The following is a 17,524-nucleotide window of genomic DNA, read 5'->3' on the forward strand; positions in this document are numbered from 1 at the left end:
CGGGTGGGCCATCACTGATCATCTGGGGGCAGCGGATCGAAGTGTGCCCGTTCGAGGGGCGTGAAGAAGCCCCGAATGTCCAGCACGAATTCCGCTGGGGCGCCGCACTCGGGCCGCGCGAGAAACATGAAATCGATGATGCCGATCTCCCCGTGGCATTCCGGGTGCGGGCACCGGTCGTTCACGCGCACCAGGTCGCCCGCGTTCAGGCCGTCCAGGGTGAAGGTCGTGGGGGGCTCACCGGGCGAGTCCTGGCCGGGCACTCAGTTCAGCCCCAGGATGGCCCAGTCACGGGCCTCGGCGAGCGCTTCACTCGTGAGGTCCCCCTCCAGCTGCGCGCGTGCCCCGCCACTCAGGTCACTGGAGATCCCGCCGATCGTGCGGCAGGCCAGGTCCTCCCCGGCGGCGTTCGTGACCCGGCAGGTGATCCGCTGGACGTGCCACGTGACGCCGCACAGGGCCCGGCGGCGCGCGGCGCGCATCACGTCCGTGCGGGCTTCCCGCAGGGCCTGTTCGGGGGTGAACCCCAGGAACGTGATCCGCACGCGGGCTTCGTCCGCTTCACTCCAGGCGGGCGTGAAGTGCAGGCCGTCCCGGATGGGCACGCTGGTGGGGGTGGGTTCCGGGGTGAGGGTCCCCAGGGTGTGGTCGGCGACAAAGTCCTGCTGTGGGTCGGGCGTGTAGGTCAGGGTGGTGCTCAGGGGCAGCTGGGGCTGGTGGAAGGAGATCGTGGTGGTGTGCATGATGCCCGCGTGGCCCCCTGCTGGGGGCCAGAGCTCCTGATCAGATGGCTGCGAGGAGGAGCTGATCCATCCGGGCGCGGACTCGGGGGTCGTGCTGCCGGAGGAGCGTGCGGGTCTGCTCCGCGCGGGTGTGGTCGGGCAGGACCAGCGTGACCATCCGTACGTCCCGCTCGGCGCGGTACTCGACGATCACGAGCGGGCAGCCGTCCACCGCGCCGGGCGTGAGCGTGTCGCCCTGGATGGCGTACACCTGCGCGGGGCGGGTGGGGAGCTGCTCGGTGACGGTCAGGCCGTACCGCAGGCGCAGCGGGGGGCGCTGGACAGTCCGGACAGCGGGTGCGGGGCGCGGGGTGGGCATGGTCTCCCCCACCGGGTCTGCTGCCGCGACGGCCGGAACAGGCTGGATCTCCGGCACCGGGGCGAGCTCGATGGGGACCGCAGGCTGAGCCGGTGTCTGGGGCGCGACTTCAGCGCTCAGGATGCGCTCCTGAAGTTCGGCGCGCAGGCGGGTGAGGCCTTCCGCGCCGTACGCGCCTTCCACGCGGGTGGGCTGCACGTGCCGGGCCCTGGCAAGGTCCACGTGCGCGATGACGTCCACGTTCCCGCCCACGTCCGTGACCCGGATGCCCGTGTCTGCGCCGCGCAGGTCCCGGACGGTCACGGGGTTGCCCTGGTGCTCGAACGTCAGCCCGGCGTGGATGGGCAGGCCCTCCACCCACAGGATCGGCTGCTGAAGGCGGGTGAGCGCGGCCATGGGGTTCGCCACGGCGCGCAGGGCCTGCACCTGACCGTGCAGGCCGCGCAGGGCGGTCACCAGGCGATTGATCCCGGCGACGTCCTGCGTGCTCGGGCCGTGCTCGCGGCTGCGGGCGGTCCGGTCGCGCTTCTCCAGCAGGCTGAGCGCTTCGAGGTACTCGCGGATGACCGTGAGGTCTGCCAGCAGGCTCGCGGCGTGACTCTCCGCCTGCCGGGCCTCCCGCTTGGCGCGGATGGCGTGGCGGGTGGCGTCCGGGTTGCGGCTGAGCATGACGGCCAGTTCCTCGCCGTCGAAGCCCACGTCGGTGTTCTCGCAGCTGGTGAGGGTGGGGTCGAACACCTGCTGCGCCCAGCCCTTCTTGCCCATCATGTTCTGGAAGCGGATGACGTCGAAGCTGCCCCGGGCGAAGTACACGTGGTTGCGGATCTCCTTCACCCAGGTGCCCTGGCGGCGGCCGCGTCCGATGCGCTGCACGAACGCCATGTGGTGGTGCGGGTAGTCCAGATGGTGGAGGTCGGTGGCACCCTGGTAATTGCCGCCCTGTTCGATCACGCTGCTGCCGATCACGCAGGTCAGGACGCCACGGCGGAACCGGCGTTCGACCGTCAGGCGTTCCCCGCCCTGGTGCGTGCTCGCGGTGATGATCTCGATTTCACCGGCGGGGTACCCGGCCGCGATGAGCTGGTCGCGCAGGGCCGTGTACGTCATGCCGCCTTCGCCGCCGGTGTACATGAACACGACATTCCGGCCCCCCTGGGCGCGCGCGGCCAGGCAGGCCTCGACACACGCCGCGAAACGGGCATTCGGGGCCTGGACGTTCATCAGCGGGGGGTGCAGGGTGAGCTTGCTCAGGCGGGAGAAGATCGAGAACAGGTGCTTCTCCCCGTCACTCTCAGCCTCGCTGATGGTGGCCTGCTCCGCGTCGTACTCGTCCTGCACGACCGGGTGCAGGTCGAACAGGTGCTCGACGGTGGTCAGGGGCGGCAGGGGCATGCCCACCCGGTCGTGCATCTGGCAGGTGTCCTCCGTCTCCCGGATGACGTGCTGGCCGATGATGGCGCGCAACTCATCGAGGTTCCGGAAGCCTACGACGCACGAGCGGAACTCCACGTCACCTTCCGGGAGGGTGATCAGGCGGGGTTCGATCACGCAGAAGCGGGCGGTGAAGGCCTGCACGTTCGTGATGCCGTACGCGGGCAGCGCGTCGGTCACGAGGGAGAGCATGTTCCAGATCTCCAGCGGGCTGTTGGTGAACCACGTGGCGCTCAGGGCAACCGTGCACCCGCCACGCTCGCGGATGAAGCGGGCCTTATGGTTGCCGTCCAGCGCGCGGTTACTCTCCCCTCCTCCACCCAGGAATTTGGGGCTGGAGTCGCCGTACACGGCGGGCGCGGCGTACGTGTTCTTCAGGGCGTGCGCCTCATCCCACAGGACCGCGTCGATGCCGAGCGCTTCGAAGGGCACGTCGGTGCTCGTGGCGACCTTCACGCGCCCCAGGTGCCGCTGCGTGAACTTCTCGCCGGCCGCGAGCGCGCGGTGCCCACCCATCTTCCGGTGCCGCTCGTCGAACGTGGTTGTGGTGGCCAGTGCGCTCATCAGCGTCTCGTCGCTCTGTACGTACTTCTTGCGGGTCTCTTCGAGCATGGGGATCATCTCGAAGGCCTCGTACGTCATGATCACGAGGTCCGGGGGGCTGGTGAGCAGCGCGGCGATCTTCGCGCGGCGGCGGTCTCCGGTGTCCGTCAGGACCCTGGGTTCGCCGTCCTCGTCCAGCGCGACGCTGCCGTCCGGCGCACGGACGGGTTCCCCGCCGATCACGCTGATCCGCAACCCCGGGAGGGCCGTGGCGGCGTTCATGACCCAGTCCCCCAGGCGGGAGAGCGGCACGACCACCGCGGGCAGGCGGGCGCGGCCAGACTGGAGAAGCAGTTCAGCCAGCATCAGCGCGGTCAACGTCTTCCCAAGCCCAACTGAAAAGTCCAGGATGACGCCGTCCATACGCGCGGCGGCGCGGACGTGTCCGGCCTGGAAGGGATGCGCGAGCGGCCCCTGGTACCGGGGGAGCGTCAGGGGGCGCAGGTCGGGCGTGGCGGTCAGCAGGCCGTACCGGTGCTCGTTCAGGGTGAGTTCCACCGTGCCCACGTGCTCACTGCCGAGCAGCCACGTGCGGAAGTGCGCGGCGAGCTGCCGTTCGAACTGCACCGCGCGGGCCTGATGCGCGTGGCGTTCGGCCGTGATCTGCTCGGGCGTCTTCACGTCCTGGTTCACGACCGGTTCGACCGGCGTGCGGAAGTTCAGGTACGCCTCCAGTTCCCGCACGCGCCCAGGACTGATGGCCTGCCGCTCCTTCAGGGCGAGCTCGTCGTCCAGGGCGTTGCGCAGGCGCAGGGTGACACCGTGTTCACCGCGCGTCGCCTGGATGAGGTTCACTGGCGCACCGTCGGCGTCCCACGAGTTGCGCTTGACGGCCACGCAGGTCCCGAGGTTGGCGTTCACCCAGTCGGCCAGGACGTGCTCGGGGATCAGGGGGTCCCGCGCCTCGAGCGTCATGTCTGTGATGTCCACCCAGAGGGCGCGTTCCCGGCAGGTCTGCGCCTGCTGCAGGAGGGCCTGGCGCTCGGTGCCGGTGTGATCGGCGGCCAGGGTCTCGGCGAGGCGGGCCTTCTCGTGGGCGCGGCCCCGGTAGTACGTGCTGGCCGCCTCCCAGGTGTGCCCGGTGAAGGCGTACTGGGCGAGCAGGTGCGCGGCGGCGTCCCCATCCGTGACCTGAGCGTACCGGGCGAGGCTCGTGATGGTGAGCAGGCCGTACGCTTCGAGCTGCTGGGCGACCTCGCCGATCGTGCCGGGCGTGATGGGGGGCTCCCGGTCGGTGAGTTCGGTCAGGAGGGCCGGGACGTCCCCGTTCGCTTCGACGAGCGCGTGCAGGGCGGGCGCTGATTTCGCGGCGCGGCGCAGCAGGGTCAGGTCGTACGCGCCGTGCGTGCTCAGGTGGGTGTCGTGCAGGCGTAGGGCGGTGTCGCGCGCGGCGTGCTGCTGGCCACTGCGGGCCGCCGTGATGGCCTGGGCGACGGTTAGGGCGCTGAGTACGGCGGGGTTGCTCAGGTGCGAGCCGTACTGCCAGCGGCCGCCCTGGAAGCGGTACGTGCCGCACGCACTGGTCTCTCCGTCCGTGATGGGGTGCGCCTGGGGGCGGGCCTGCCGGGCACGGGCTTCGACGTCTGTGCCGAGCAGGGTCTGGATGGCCGCGAGCGCACCGGGCAGCGTGAGGATGTCGTTCACGCGCGCACTGGCCTGCTTGGTGAGGGTCTCCAGGTCCACGCGCAGCCCACCGGGGTACACGGGGTCGCCGAAGCGACCGTCCGCAATCTTGGCCTGGTGGCGGGGCGTGCCGAGGGGTTCCCCGGCGTACTGGAGCTTCCACTCGGTCCCGCTGCGGTAGAAGACGCCTTCCCCGTTCACGATCTGGCGGAGGTACCCGCTGTGCGTCAGGCGCTGCTCGCGCAGCTGGGCCTGCTCCTCATGCGTGAGGGCGTTCAGTGCTTCGGCCACGCCGGCATCGTGGCGGCGCAGCACCAGCAGGACGGTAGTGACGCCCGCCCCAGCCGCCCGGAAGGCCCCCTCGGGCACGGCGGACAGCATCAGGGGGTGCGCGAGGTCGATCAGCGCCTCGCGGTGCGGGCGGTCGCTGTCCACGCGGAACATGCTCTCGGGCACGACAACGGTCATCAGGCCGCCGGGGGTGACGCGGCGCAGGCCTTCGAGGACGAAGTACCAGTGCGCCTGCCGGAGGTCGGGGCGGTGCAATCTCGCCTGGGCGCCGCGTGTGCCGAAGGGCGGGTTGCCGATCACGAGATCGAACGGGGCGTCCTCGCTCTGCGTGGTGTACGTCTCAAAGGAGGCGTTCCAGACGGTCACGTGAGGGTGCAGAGCCTGCGCGACAGCGGCGCTGGTCTCGTCGAGTTCCACGCCGACCACGTCACTGAACTTGGGGGCGCGCGCGAGGAAGGCGCCGCCACCGCAGCTGAATTCGAGGATGCGGCGGGTGCTGCCGAGCGCCTGGCTGAGGTCGTACGCGACCTGCACGAGTTCGCCGGGGGTGTAGAAGGCGCTGGTGCTGGCGCTGTGCTCGCCGAGGCCACCTTCACCACTCCAGGCGCGCAGAGCGGCGTGATCGGCCGGGGTGACGCCGCGGGCGAGGATGTCGCGGACGGCCTGGTTGGCCTTCAGGCGAGCGTCCGTGCTGACGATGGGCAGAGCCTCTACGCCGTAGGGTTCGGCGCTGGAGGCGGGAGCGTACGTCGGCGCGGAGCGCATCCGGAATGCGTCGAGGGCTGGATCCACTGTGATCACAGCGGGGGCGGCCTGAGTGGGGTGTGCGGCGCCCTTGCTCTTGACCTTGCCCTGGCTGGCCTTGCGGGCAGGCTGGGCTGCGGGCGTGACGGCATCAAACAGACTGATCAGTGACATGTGCCCGACTGGGCCCGTGACCTGGTCACGGGCCATAGCTTCCTTACAACAGGGTTGACGCGCATCAACCCCGGGTATGGAGCTGGGTTGACGCGCATCAACCCCGGGGTATGAAGCTGGGTTGACGCGCATCAACCCCGGGGTACGAAGCTGGGTTGACGCGCATCAACCCCGGGGTACGAAGCTGGGTTGACGCGCATCAACCCCGGGGTACGAAGCTGGGTTGACGCGCATCAACCCCGGGGTACGAAGCTGGGTTGACGCGCATCAACCCCGGGGTACGAAGCTGGGTTGACGCGCATCAACCCTGGGATGCAAGAGCGAACCGGAAAAGGCTAATAGCTTGAGAGGAGGCGATATCGCCTCCTCTTGTTCATCTCGGCAAGGCCTGGCTCAGGATGGCGCGAACGCCTCCTCAAGCTGGCGAAGCAGGTCGTGCACGTGAGCCTGCTGCGCGGTGGTGAGCGCATTGAGTCGGGCGGGTTTCAGATGCCGGGTGACACGGAGAGCAGCGTCATAGACCTCAGGGCGTTCTTGTGCACCCTTGAGGACTTCGTTCACACGGTCCTTCGCGGTTCGGGTGCTCCAGGCACCATCGACGGCCTGCTGAAGGAGGGTGGACCGCTCCGGGCGTTCTCCTAGCCGCACAAGTTCCAGCGCGACAGTGGGCGCCACCGTCCGGCCGTACACCGCACGAATCTCTGCCGGGCGCAACCGCAGCACGCGGGCGTACTTGGTGTTGAAGGTAGAGAGACTGGCACTGGTAAGGACTTTAAGTTTATCCTGCAGGTCGTGGGGATCCTCGCCCGTCTTCAGGACGCGGCTCATCAAGCCAGGGAGGGCATCCATTTCGACATTCAGTTGGGCGGCGAGCGTCCGGAACACACCGCGCACCACCTCGAACTGATCGAGTTCCTCACGCTGCGTGTTCTCCAACGTGGACAGCGCGTCAAGCTGATCATCCCGGAAGCTGTAGACGCTCGCAAGGACGACGGTGTCACCGAGTAGACGGCGGCTGTGGTACCGCCGCCACCCAGCGACCAGTTGGTAGCGGTAGGGACCAGTGCGGTCAGGGTGGGGGCGCAGCAGGACTGGTTGTAGTTGGCCGTATTCCTGGATGGCCGCCATCAGGCCTGCGAGATCCGCCTCGCCGTATGGGTCATTCCCAAGGCTGCCTCGAGGGTTCCAGTCGCCCGTGATGTCGATCTCGCTGAGCGAGATCTCGTGCACGCCTGAGGCGTAAGCTGCCTTCACCACCTGATTCAGTTCGTCGTTTGACGCCTGCGCACGGATCTGCTGGTCGTGCAGGGAGAGACCACCTGGCCGGCCACGCCGACCACTCATGGGGCCACCAGCTGAGCCTGGCGGGCGGCAGCATGCACGACCGCGTCCGTGACGGCATTGATCTCCTGCACGGCCGGACTCTTGGGTCGGTACACCGCGACGGGCTGCATCGCGTTGGGCGCATCCTTGTAGATGCCGGGGCGGAAGGCGATGGGCGGCGCGGTGGGGCCGAGATCGGCATACACCTGCGTCAGGGCGTCGTATACCTCGGCGTCGTGGAGAAGATTTTTGTTGTAGCCAGTGACGACGAACAGACCGAAGTTCAGGCCCGGGTTGATGGCACGGGCCTGCCGAATGACCCGGCTGACGTTGTCGATGTTGTCCAGGCCCTTTGAGCCGGTGACAGGCATGATCATCAGATCGCTTGCGGCAATGCAGGCCAGGACGAGAGCGTTGTCCGCGGGGGGTGTGTCAATCAGGACGTAGTCGTAGCGGTGACTGAGGGCTTGAATGGCGCGGCGCAGTCGGCCCTGTTCTTCGGGGAGCTGTCCACTCAGGTAGAGTTCGGCGCCTTTGAGGTGGCGGTTCGAGGGGATGACGTCCATGTCGAAGGCTGGGATCGGTTGAGGGAGGGTGTCGGCGGTCTCGTCGAGCACCTGGCGGATGGTGGCCTGGACGCTCAGGGCTGTAGGGACCGAGCCGTCTTCAGGGGTTTGGAAGAGGCCGAGCCACCGCGTGAGGCTGGCCTGGGGGTCTGCGTCAATGAGGAGAACCCGGTGACCGCGAGTGGCGAGTGCGTAGCCCAGGTCGCGGGTGAGGCTGGTCTTGCCGCTGCCGCCAGCTTGGTTGTAGGTGGCGAGGACAGTCATGGTGGGGCGCATGGGGGTCTCCTTGGGTACGGTCGTGAGGGGAACGATGCGGGCTACGTCGGTGGCGTAGTGCCTCAGGGTGAACTCCTGCCCACGCTGCACCGCGCTCAGGACGGCGGGCAGTTGCTGGCGGAGTTGAGAGGTGAGCACCACGCCCTCCGGTCGCTGATCTGGGGTCCGCTTCTTTCGGGGCACGAGAGTAAGGTACAAATGTTGAACACTTTTTACAAGGTGCCCCGTGCATGCCTCAGAACAGCCGCTCAGTGCCGGGCTTCATCTCGCCCCACCGCGGGGCGGGGCGACGCCGCTCCCGCCAGTGCGCCACGCGCGCCGGGTCCAGCGTCATGGCCCGCAGGTCCGCCGCGCCCAGCAGCTTCTCATCCGCCGCGCCCCGCAGCCACGACCCGATCTCCCGCGCGCCCCGCTCCACGCCTCGGAAGCCCACGTACGTGCCGTCCACGCTGTCGCAATGGCAGAAACTCAGGTGCCGGACGCGCCGCGCGCTGTTCACGCGGCCCACGTGGGTTCGCAGGCCCTCGGCGTTCGCCCGTTCCAGGAGCGCTGCCCCCACCGCCTCCCGCCAGGGGTCACTGCCGCCCAGGAAGGCCACGTCGCAGGGCGGCAACTCCAGTTCCTCTGCACCGTCTTGCAGGCAGTACGCGAGGGGGAACCCCAGCTCGGCGAGTTCCGGCGCGGCCGCGTGGAATGCCGCGAGGGTGCTGCGTCCGCAACCGGGGACATCGGGGACCACCACGAACTGGCAGCGGGCGATCAACTCCGGGTCGTGCACGCGCCGCAGGTGCTCGACGAACTCGTCATAGTGGAAGCCGTGCTTGCTCAGGGCGTCGCAGTCCGACGCCCAGGGGCGCTGGGACGTCAGTATGCTGCCCAGTCCACCCACGCGCGGTCCGGTCATCACCCCAATGTCCGGGTGGGCGTCCAGGTCGTCCAAGTCACTGCTCGTGCTCGCGAAATACAACATGCGCGCTGGCGGGGCCGGGCCGCATCGCGGACAGGCCATCACTGACGTTCTCGAAGGGAAATTTGGCCGCACCTGCGGCCACTTCCTTGAGTTACACGTGCTGGATCACCAGCGGGGTGGGATGGTTCGTGTGGAGCGGCGCTCCAGCAGCGCTGCCGTGACGGCCTGGAGCGCGCGCGCGTGACTGAGCGCACTGGCCGGGTCAATCTGCGGCGTCTCGACCGTGTACCCCATGCCGGGCAGGCTCGGCAGGTACCGCGCGTACGGATTCAGTGTCCGGTCCTGCTCGTCCACGATCGCCTGGAGGTCCAGTGGCGTCAGGGGCGGTGTACCCAGTGGAAGGCTGGCGGCCACGGCCGCCGTGATGAAGCGCCCGGTCCACGCGATCAGGGTGACTGGACCGGCTGACCGCAGGGCCTCCAGCATTTGCGGGTACACCTGGGTGAAGGGTGGCTCGCTCGCGAGGTCCAGGGTCGTGAGGCCATGCCGCCGGTACGCACCTCCCTCGATGGGCCCGAGTGGCTGGGCGCGCCAGACGTGCTCGGCACCCGGGGTGATCAGGGCCAGTTCGATGACCTCGCCGGGTAGGCCGGTGGTGAGGACACCCACGAACGCGAGGGGCGCGCCGGGGAACACGCCATGGGTGTGGAGGGCGTCCGCGTAGAGGGTCATGCGCTGGGCGGCCTGCTCTTCGAAGGTCTTCGGGATCTCGATCATGGGGGTCTCCTGGTGGAAGGTCGTTCCATGCAGGACGTGGCCGCACGCGGTTCGCGTGCGGCCTGTGGTGGGATCATCGGTGGGGGAGGCGCGGCTGGTGCGGGCTGGGCCGGTGGGGGAGACTGCGGGGGGCACGGTGCGGGGCGCTCTCGCGGCGGAGTCGGGTGGGGTGCATGACCCTGACCTGGCCTCCGCCAGGAGGCCACGCCTAGAGAGGCGGCAGGCCGAGCAGATCGCGCAGGTTCAGGTTCAGTTTCGGGACGGCCTCGTCGTACGTCTCCCGGGCGAGTCGCTCGGCTTCCTCCATGCTGGTCGCTTCCCCGGTCGCGGTGCCGTTGTGGAAGACCGCGCCCCGGCGGACCAGGCCGCGCAGGGTGTGGCGGTGCAGGGCGCGCTCCACGCGCTCACCCTGGATGGCCACCCGGTACGCGTCAGCCCGTTCCGTGTCCTGCACGGTGGTCAGGACTTCCAGCCCGAGTTTCTCCACCTCGGCGGCGGTGCTGGGGACCATCCAGACGCGCTGCGCGGGGTACATGGCGCGCAAGGCGTCGACGATCGCCTCGCCGATCGGCCAGCGGTACGCGGCACACACGGGTCCATCCTTGCTGGTCATCACCTTGATCATGCTCAATGAAGAGCAACACGCCCCCCACCGTGTCAAGTGGGGGGCGTGGGAGCGGAGTTGAGACTCGCTTCAGGAGCGGGCCATCAGGGGCCAGCCTGCGTAATCCTGCGTGACGCCGAGCAGGGGGGTGAGGCGTGCGGCGTGCTGCACTTCCAGCTGCGCCGGCCAGAGGGCGAGGGAGTCCGGTTCCACGTCCTGGTGCTGCTCAGCGTGCAGCACGTCAGCCAGGGCCAGCACCCCGGCGCGGCCGAGCACGTCGCAGAAGTCCCCCTCCGCGAGGGCGGGGATCTGCCGCACGCGAGGCGCGCCCACACGGAATGCGAGGTCCTGGATGCGGGCCCGCATACGCTCGCCACTCTCGTCCGCGTCGGCGTACACCCATACCTCGCGGTCCAGGCCGTCGAGGAAGGGCGTGGTGTCGGTGCCGGGCAGGCCCTGCACGTCGAAGTCCAACCCCAACTCCCGGATGACTCGCCAGGCCGCGGCTGCGTTGAGTTCACCCTCGATGACCAGGAGGCGGCTGGCCTGTCCGTACCGTGGGTTGCACCAGGCGGGCGTGCCGTGGCCGGGAACCATGACGGAGTACTTGCTGCGCGCCGCGCCGTGCACACGACGCTTGAAGTTCACGACGCGCCCGGTGGGGCCCCGCACGGCGAAGACCAGGTCGTTCCCGAGGGCGGCAACGTCGAGTTCGCTGGGGGGCCACAGGCCGCGCCGGGCGAGGTCTTTCGCGGCCGGATGGTCCTCGTGCAGGGGGGTGAGCCGCCGGCGGAGGGCCTCCGCATCCCGGTGTGTGACCGCGCGCAGGTCCGCCAGTGCCTCCTGCGCGAGTGCGAGGACGTCCACGGGGGGTTTCTCGGTCGCGGTGCTGGGCGTGAAGCCCTGATCGGGCGTGCCCGTGAAGCGGAGGAGTTCCGCCCGGGCGTCCGGGCCGCTGAAGCCGAGGCTGATCAGGAAGGTGTAGGCGGTACCGCTCCCGGCGTTGCGCCCGCGCTTCTTCCACATCCACGTTCCGGCGCGGTTGCGCCAGACGCTGAAGCTGGGGTCGGCTTCCTGCATGCCGGGGCGGGGATCATGGATGGTGCCGCCCTTGGTGCCGAGGCCCCGGGCGGCCGGTGCGCCGCAGTGCGTGGCAATCAGGGCGCGCAGGTCGCAGGCATCGATGGCTGTGGTGAGACTCATACGCCTCCCGTGGCCCAGCCCTCTGGCTGGGCCACTCCTGCCGGGTTCAGCGGAGCAGGGTGCGCAGGAATGTCAGGACGTGTGTGGTGAGCTGAGCCGGATCGCTCATCAGCACGCAGGGGCCGAACGCGCGCTCGTACGCGGCGGCCACGTCCGGCTGCACGTCGAGCAGGATCGGCACGACGAGGCCATCATGCCGCGCGCGCAGCTGGGCGCACTGGGTGTAATCACGCTCCATGAGGGCGCCGTCGCTGAGGATCACGGTGATACTCCGGCCGGGCAGGACGGGGGACCACAGGCCCTGGAGTGTGGGGGCGAGGCGGGTGTTGCCGTACGCCTGCAGGTCCGCCACGGCATTCAGGGCGGCGGTGGGCAGCGTGCCCGTCTGAATGAGCGGCTGCGCATCATCGGCGAACGCAGTGGCCAGGATGGGCGTGCCGCTCTGCTGCGCGGCCAGCGTCAGGATGAACGCCATGCGCCGGGCGTGCGCGAGTCGATCCTGGTAATTCATGCTGCTGCTCACGTCGATCGCGAGCCGCAGGTGCGCCGGACCGGGACGCTTCACGCCGACCTTCAGGTCGAAGGGGCGCTCGCTGCCCGTTTCGTGCCGGTCGTACCGGTAGCGGCCTCGGTCGCGGCTGGGTTGCGTCCGGTCCGGCAGGGCCGGGGGGCACAGGGCTGCGGCGAGGCGGCGGGCCTCACCCTGCACCTGGGCCTGGAGGTGCTCGGCGCGGGGCGTCACCTGCGGATCCACCTCCGGTTTGATCGGGCGGGGCTCCGCACCGTGCAACTGGCCGGGCCCGTCTCCAGCGGCACTCCCCTGGAGGGATGGACCGGGTGTCTGCGGCAGCAGGGCCTGCCCACCTCCATCGAGGAAGAAACGGAACTCCTCGCGTTCGGGCGCCTGCTCGGGGAGATTCAGGATCTGCAGGATGCGCCGGGCGGCGTCGACGACCGCGTCGTACGTGGGGGCGACCCAGGCCTCCTCCACGATCGCCTTCACCTCGGGCCACAGGCCTGCGTCCGCCTGATCGGGCGTGAAGGACCAGATGGGGTGGTGGCAGGTGAAGCGGTGCAGGAGGCAACCACGCAGGACGTCCCCGCCCAGGCCACCCTGCTCGATGGCGTGCGCGGCGTCCACGTCCGCTGCCAGCTGGAACAGCGCCGTGAGGTGCGGGAAGTCCACGGCGGTGAGGCGCTCCATGCGTTCGTCCTCGAGCATGTTCACGAGCTGGCCGTGCAGGCCCGCGGGGAGCAGGCCGGAGTGGTGCGTGTGCCCGGCCTCGTGCGCGATGAGGGATTCGAGGTAGGTCTGCTGGAACTCGTGCAGGTCCGCCGGCAGGCCACGCACGTGGCGGGCGAGGTGCAGGGGCGGGTACGGGTACTCGGGGTTGCACACGACGACGTGATTGACCATGTCGACGTAGGCGGACGGTTCGCTGGGGGTGAGGGTGAGGCGGTAGGTGGGCCGCCAGGAGTAGTACCGCCAGGCGTCCCACGCCCACTTCTGAATGCGGGGGGTCTGCCACCATTTCTGCTGGGTCATGCGTATACCGTGGCCCCCAGCGTCTGGGGGCCAGAACTCCCCACATGAAGAAAGCCCCCCGGAGGGGGCCACCGCCTCACGCGGCCTTGTGAAGCAGGCCCTTGCGGAACTGTTCCTCTAGGCGGGCCTTCAGGGCGTTCACGGCCGCCGGGTCGGGCAGGCCCTCGTCGGTCAACTCGCAGCAGAACGGCGTGACGGTGACGAGCAGCGCCTCGCGCAAGGCGTTGGTCTCGGAGAGGCCCGCCTGGACGAGGTCCTGCACTTCCGCGAGGAAGTTCAGAGTGACACCGGTGTTCATGGGCCGGGCGAGCAGCTGCCCCTGGTCGACCGTCATGCTGCGTGTGGCCACTTCCAGGGCGTACGCGACACGCGCCGTCCCAGGTGTGGCCGCCTTCGCGTAGACCGGCATGATCACCGCCTCGGCAGGGTAGGAAACGAACATGACACGCTGGAAGCGCCGCAGGAGGGCGGGGTCGAGCTCGCCGCTCTGCGTGTACGAGCTGCCGGCGTTCGTGGTGCACAGGACGCTGAGCAGGCGCGTCGGGGCGTACAGGACTTCACCGGCGCCGGGGAGATCCAGGGTGTAGTACCGCCCGTCGGGCACGTCGACGCCCAGCGTGGCTTTGAGTTCCGTGGCGCTGACGTCGTCGAGCAGGCCGATCAGGGCGTTGCGGTGGTACGCGTCCAGGCGGAGCAGCTCGTCGATCAGGAGGGTGGTGCGCGTGCCCTGCTGCGCGAGGCGCATGGCCCGGGCGAGCGGGCCGTCCACCCAGCGGGCGCCCTGCAGGGTGGGGGAGATGAATCCGATCATGTCGCGGTCCTCCAGACCGGGGCGGCCCTTGAGGGACACGATGGTCGAACCGGTGGACAGGGCGACGCGCTTGCCGAGTTCGGTCTTCCCGCAGCCGGTGGGGCCGACGAGCAGGGCGCGGATGCCGTACGCGGCCCGCCGGGTGAGGCGGCCTTCCTCGCTGAGATCCGCACCGGGCTCGCCGGGCTGGCGGGGGGACTGCCCGAGGAGGACCGGGGAGTGCGTCCACGCGCTGGGGGCGGAGAGGGGCCCGGTGATCCAGGAGCAGGTATCCGCGTAGAGCTTCCCGGTGTAGTACAGGGTGTCCAGGACGCGCTGGAGATCATCCTTGAATTCAGCGGTGTGGCTGAGCGTGGCCAGTTGATCCTCAGTGGCGGGGAGGGTGACCGCGTGCTGGTCGATGGTGTGCAGGAGGGCACCCCACCGTTCGGCGAGTTCGGTGTGCTTGGCCGCGAGCTGGGCTTCGGCGATCAGGAGGATGTACGGGCGCACGGTCTGCCCGGCATTCACCCACGTCGCCTGGGCGGGGTGGGAGGCCATGAGGACGGGCTGCCCGTCCTTGTCGATGGTCTGGACGGTGAGGCGGTTGGGGATGCGTTCAGCCTCCACGCGGCCCAGCAGGACCTGGGCGACTGCTTCAGCCGCAGCCCACGGGATGATGCGCATCCGGTTGGACGTGTCGAGCTGGCTGTGCAGATGCTGTGGGATCTGCACCCGGCCGCCCTTCCCGAGCCCAGGGAACTTCGCCGTCTTGAAGGAGAACACGCTGCTGGTGTTGATGGTCATGCTCGTCTCGTGGCCCACCCGCGGTGGGCCAGCGCTCAGTCCTGCGCGGCACTGAGCGGTTGGTTGCAGGTCAGGCACGCCACGTTCAGGCCTGGTTTCCCCCACACCTGGACCTGGCACGTCTGGCACTGGTACTTCACCCGAGTGGGTCGCCTGGGCTGCACCGGGATCGGTTCAATGGACGCGCGGACGGGTGAGGGGGGTGCCGTCAGGGTGAACCACTCCACGCCCGGCACGGCGGTGGACTCTGGTTCCAAGTCAACCGTGGGGGCCTCCACGTGCAGTGCAGCTGCTGGCAGCAGCCGGTCGTACCACGTGACCACGAAACTGGTCGCCAGGAGCGCCCGGCACGCCGTGAGAAACGGGCCTTCCACGATGTAATCCGACATGGACTCCCCGGTGGTGCGCCCGCCCGGCGCGCCCGTCGTGGAGGGATGCAGGCCCAGTTCGATCATGCGGGTGGCCCACTGCCGGTTGTGATATCCCCGGCGGCCTGGCTTCCCGTGTTCGAACTGCCAGAGGTGAACCATCTCGTGCACGAGGGTACCGAGGGTCGCTTCCAGTGGCTGCACCGCGAAGTACGCCGGGTTCAAGGCGATCTCGTGCACTTCCGCGCCACTGGCGGACACGAACCGCCGTGGACTGAAGTACCCCGACGTCTTGTGCTTGCGTTGCAGGGTGATCAGTGCCGCAGGGAGCGTCCCCGCGAACAGGGCGGCATTGAAGTGATCGAACGCGGTCTGAAGTTCCGCGTAGGCCTGCGGGGTGGGATTGGATTGCACAATCCACACCCTGCGGGGCGTGGGGGTGACGACCTCAGAGGTCGAGGGAGACGTACCCCGGACCATGCCGGGCCGTCACCGCGTCGTGGAGTTCGGGCATCTCCTCCGGCCGGAGGGCCATGAGTGTCCGGCCCTGCGCGTCGAACGCGGCGAGCGTGACGTCGAGCACCGGACGGCGGTGGCGGCCGTGAGTGGTCAGCCGCTCGTGCCGCACGACTCGCGTCGCGGTGGGGTACATGCGGCGCACGGCCGGGTAGAGGGACTCGTGCAGGGTGCCCTGCCGTGTCCGGGTCTTCCGTTTCGTGCGTGGTGTGGGGGCCATCAGTGCACCACGGCGCGGTGGACGTGCGCCGCCTGCACGGGGGTCACGGGCGGCACCGACCCGGTGAGCACCTGCGTCAGGGCCTGCACGCTCACGCCCCGCCGTTCGCAGAGCGCCCGGACTTCCTCGGCGAGGATCGTCTCTGGGGGCAGCAGCGTGGGTGGGGGCGGCGCCGCGGCCATGAGGCGCGCCCCGAGGCTGCTGGCACGGGCCACGGTGACCACCTTCAGCTGCGCGGCCGTGAACGGCTTGCCCGCCTGGGCCGCCTCCCGGATCTCCCGCACGGCCCGCTCGGCGTGCACGCCCCGGAGTTTCGCGGCGCGCTCGGCGACACTCAGGCTCAGGGTGCGCGTCCCGATCAGGTCCAGGACGTCGCCCGGCAGACTGAGCAGGGACAGGCGGGCGCGGATGACTTGCACGGGAACGCCGGTGTTCGCGGCGATGCCCGACTCGGTGAGCGTCTGCGTGAGCGTGCCGTACAGACGGGCTTCCTCCACGGGGTTGGCACTGCGGTTGTGCACCCCGGCGACCACCAGGGCCCACTGCGCCTCGGTCAGTCCGGCGTACACGTCCGCCTGCACGTGCGTCCAGCCGAGCGACCGGGCGGCCGCGACGCGGCGATTCCCATCCCGGATGCGGTACTCGCCGCTGGGCAGGGATTCCAGCACGATGGGTTGGAGCTGCCCGGTGCAGCGCAGCGCGCCCTTGAGGTGGTTGCTGGCGCCGTGCGTGTCCTCGGTGAGGTCGTCGACGGGCACGGCGGTGCTGAAGGGCGTGGGCACGGTCACGTTGAGCAGGGGTGGGGGGCATCGGTCGGCATACGAATGTCATGGCCCCCGGGTGTCCGGGGGCCACCACTGCTGGAAGAGGCCGGAGGACTCAGTGCGAGCGGGAGCGGGCACCTCGCACTGGGCGTCCGGCGTGCGCCACCCCGGTCTGTTATTCCTGCGCGACGAAGACCGGGAGGCCGCTCTGTCCCGCCCGCTTCTCCCGGTCGGCCTGGACGCTGGGGTCGGGGTGCTGGATGACGGTGAGGGCCGTGATGGGCACGACCATGAACACGCCGAGCGCGTAGTCCGGGGCAGGGGAGAGGGGTGCCTTGACGGGGTAGGTGCCGTCCGCCAGTCGGCGCTGGCCGGGCCCGGCGTTCGGCGCGACGTGCCAGCCCAGACCGATGCAGCCCTCCTGCGCCGTGTGCCCCTTTCCGCATGGGCAGGCGAATCCGTCGGGGGTGGTGAGCGTGCTCGCGTTCTTGACGACGGCCCTAGGGTGCAGGAGGTACAGGCAACTCTGGGCGGTGAGATCCCCCAGGGGCGCGGTGCGACTGACCTTTCGACTGACGCCTTTGCGGCGCGCCTCTTCGATGAAGTCCGCCATCTCCGGGTAGGAGTCTGCGCCCACCCAGTCCAGGACATGCGTGACACCGTGCTCGTCCGTGAAGGTGCTGATACCGATGGCACTGACGCCCATCTCAACCGGGTCGACCTCAAGGGGCAGGTCCATCAGGCGGTCCTCGATGGGCGAGCCGCCCTTCATCAGGCCGCACTCCAGGTACAGTTCCCCGGCGGTGCGTCCACTGCCGCACAGTCGGCGACCTCCAGCTGCTTGAATTCCGTTCATGCGGGCGAGGTGGCCCCCGGGGTCGGGGGCC

At 69.5% G+C, this 17,524-nt stretch carries 15 protein-coding genes; all 15 read right to left on the reverse strand.

What is annotated here, in order from left to right; translation table 11 throughout:
• Window positions 1-11: 11 nt before the first annotated feature.
• The 15 genes from EXW95_RS01355 to EXW95_RS01425 all read right to left on the reverse strand — a co-directional run bounded on the left by EXW95_RS01355 (window position 12) and on the right by EXW95_RS01425 (window position 17,493).
• Window positions 12-263 (reverse strand): hypothetical protein, encoded by a 252-nt coding sequence (locus EXW95_RS01355; protein ID WP_078305701.1) that lies wholly within the window; start codon window positions 261-263, stop codon window positions 12-14.
• Entirely contained in the window at window positions 264-743 is a 480-nt protein-coding gene (locus EXW95_RS01360; RefSeq protein WP_078305702.1) for a hypothetical protein, read from the reverse strand.
• 40 nt (window positions 744-783) lie between these two features.
• Window positions 784-5,967 (reverse strand): N-6 DNA methylase, encoded by a 5,184-nt coding sequence (locus tag EXW95_RS01365; RefSeq protein WP_078305778.1) that lies wholly within the window; start codon window positions 5,965-5,967, stop codon window positions 784-786.
• Between the two features lie 393 nt (window positions 5,968-6,360).
• Window positions 6,361-7,311: a ParB/RepB/Spo0J family partition protein gene (locus EXW95_RS01370; RefSeq protein WP_078305703.1), complete on the reverse strand. Its 951-nt coding sequence runs from the start codon at window positions 7,309-7,311 to the stop codon at window positions 6,361-6,363.
• Window positions 7,308-8,273: a ParA family protein gene (locus EXW95_RS01375; protein ID WP_078305704.1), complete on the reverse strand. Its 966-nt coding sequence runs from the start codon at window positions 8,271-8,273 to the stop codon at window positions 7,308-7,310. Before EXW95_RS01375 ends, EXW95_RS01370 begins: the two co-directional genes overlap by 4 nt.
• A gap of 94 nt (window positions 8,274-8,367) precedes the next feature.
• Window positions 8,368-9,102, reverse strand: a complete 735-nt coding sequence (locus tag EXW95_RS01380; RefSeq protein WP_078305705.1) for a hypothetical protein — start codon at window positions 9,100-9,102, stop codon at window positions 8,368-8,370.
• Window positions 9,103-9,207: 105 nt separating this feature from the next.
• Window positions 9,208-9,819: a hypothetical protein gene (locus EXW95_RS01385; protein WP_078305706.1), complete on the reverse strand. Its 612-nt coding sequence runs from the start codon at window positions 9,817-9,819 to the stop codon at window positions 9,208-9,210.
• A gap of 208 nt (window positions 9,820-10,027) precedes the next feature.
• Complete coding sequence (locus tag EXW95_RS01390) at window positions 10,028-10,432, reverse strand: hypothetical protein (RefSeq protein ID WP_144012361.1); 405 nt, start codon at window positions 10,430-10,432, stop codon at window positions 10,028-10,030.
• An 81-nt stretch (window positions 10,433-10,513) separates the two neighbouring features.
• Window positions 10,514-11,626 (reverse strand): hypothetical protein, encoded by a 1,113-nt coding sequence (locus EXW95_RS01395; RefSeq protein WP_058979767.1) that lies wholly within the window; start codon window positions 11,624-11,626, stop codon window positions 10,514-10,516.
• Window positions 11,627-11,672: 46 nt separating this feature from the next.
• Entirely contained in the window at window positions 11,673-13,172 is a 1,500-nt protein-coding gene (locus EXW95_RS01400) for a VWA domain-containing protein (RefSeq protein WP_240501493.1), read from the reverse strand.
• Between the two features lie 76 nt (window positions 13,173-13,248).
• Window positions 13,249-14,769: an AAA family ATPase gene (locus EXW95_RS01405; RefSeq protein ID WP_078305708.1), complete on the reverse strand. Its 1,521-nt coding sequence runs from the start codon at window positions 14,767-14,769 to the stop codon at window positions 13,249-13,251.
• Between the two features lie 35 nt (window positions 14,770-14,804).
• A complete protein-coding gene (locus tag EXW95_RS01410) occupies window positions 14,805-15,551 on the reverse strand; it encodes a SprT-like domain-containing protein (RefSeq protein WP_205684184.1) in 747 nt (248 codons plus the stop codon).
• 34 nt (window positions 15,552-15,585) lie between these two features.
• Window positions 15,586-15,873 (reverse strand): hypothetical protein, encoded by a 288-nt coding sequence (locus EXW95_RS01415; protein ID WP_078305710.1) that lies wholly within the window; start codon window positions 15,871-15,873, stop codon window positions 15,586-15,588.
• Window positions 15,873-16,661 (reverse strand): ParB N-terminal domain-containing protein, encoded by a 789-nt coding sequence (locus EXW95_RS01420; protein WP_174366045.1) that lies wholly within the window; start codon window positions 16,659-16,661, stop codon window positions 15,873-15,875. The genes EXW95_RS01415 and EXW95_RS01420 overlap by 1 nt, the downstream gene beginning before the upstream one ends.
• 151 nt (window positions 16,662-16,812) lie before the next feature.
• A complete protein-coding gene (locus tag EXW95_RS01425) occupies window positions 16,813-17,493 on the reverse strand; it encodes a hypothetical protein (RefSeq protein ID WP_078305712.1) in 681 nt (226 codons plus the stop codon).
• Between the last annotated feature and the right edge of the window lie 31 nt (window positions 17,494-17,524).

The organism is Deinococcus sp. JMULE3 (assembly GCF_013337115.1).
Taxonomy (GTDB): domain Bacteria; phylum Deinococcota; class Deinococci; order Deinococcales; family Deinococcaceae; genus Deinococcus.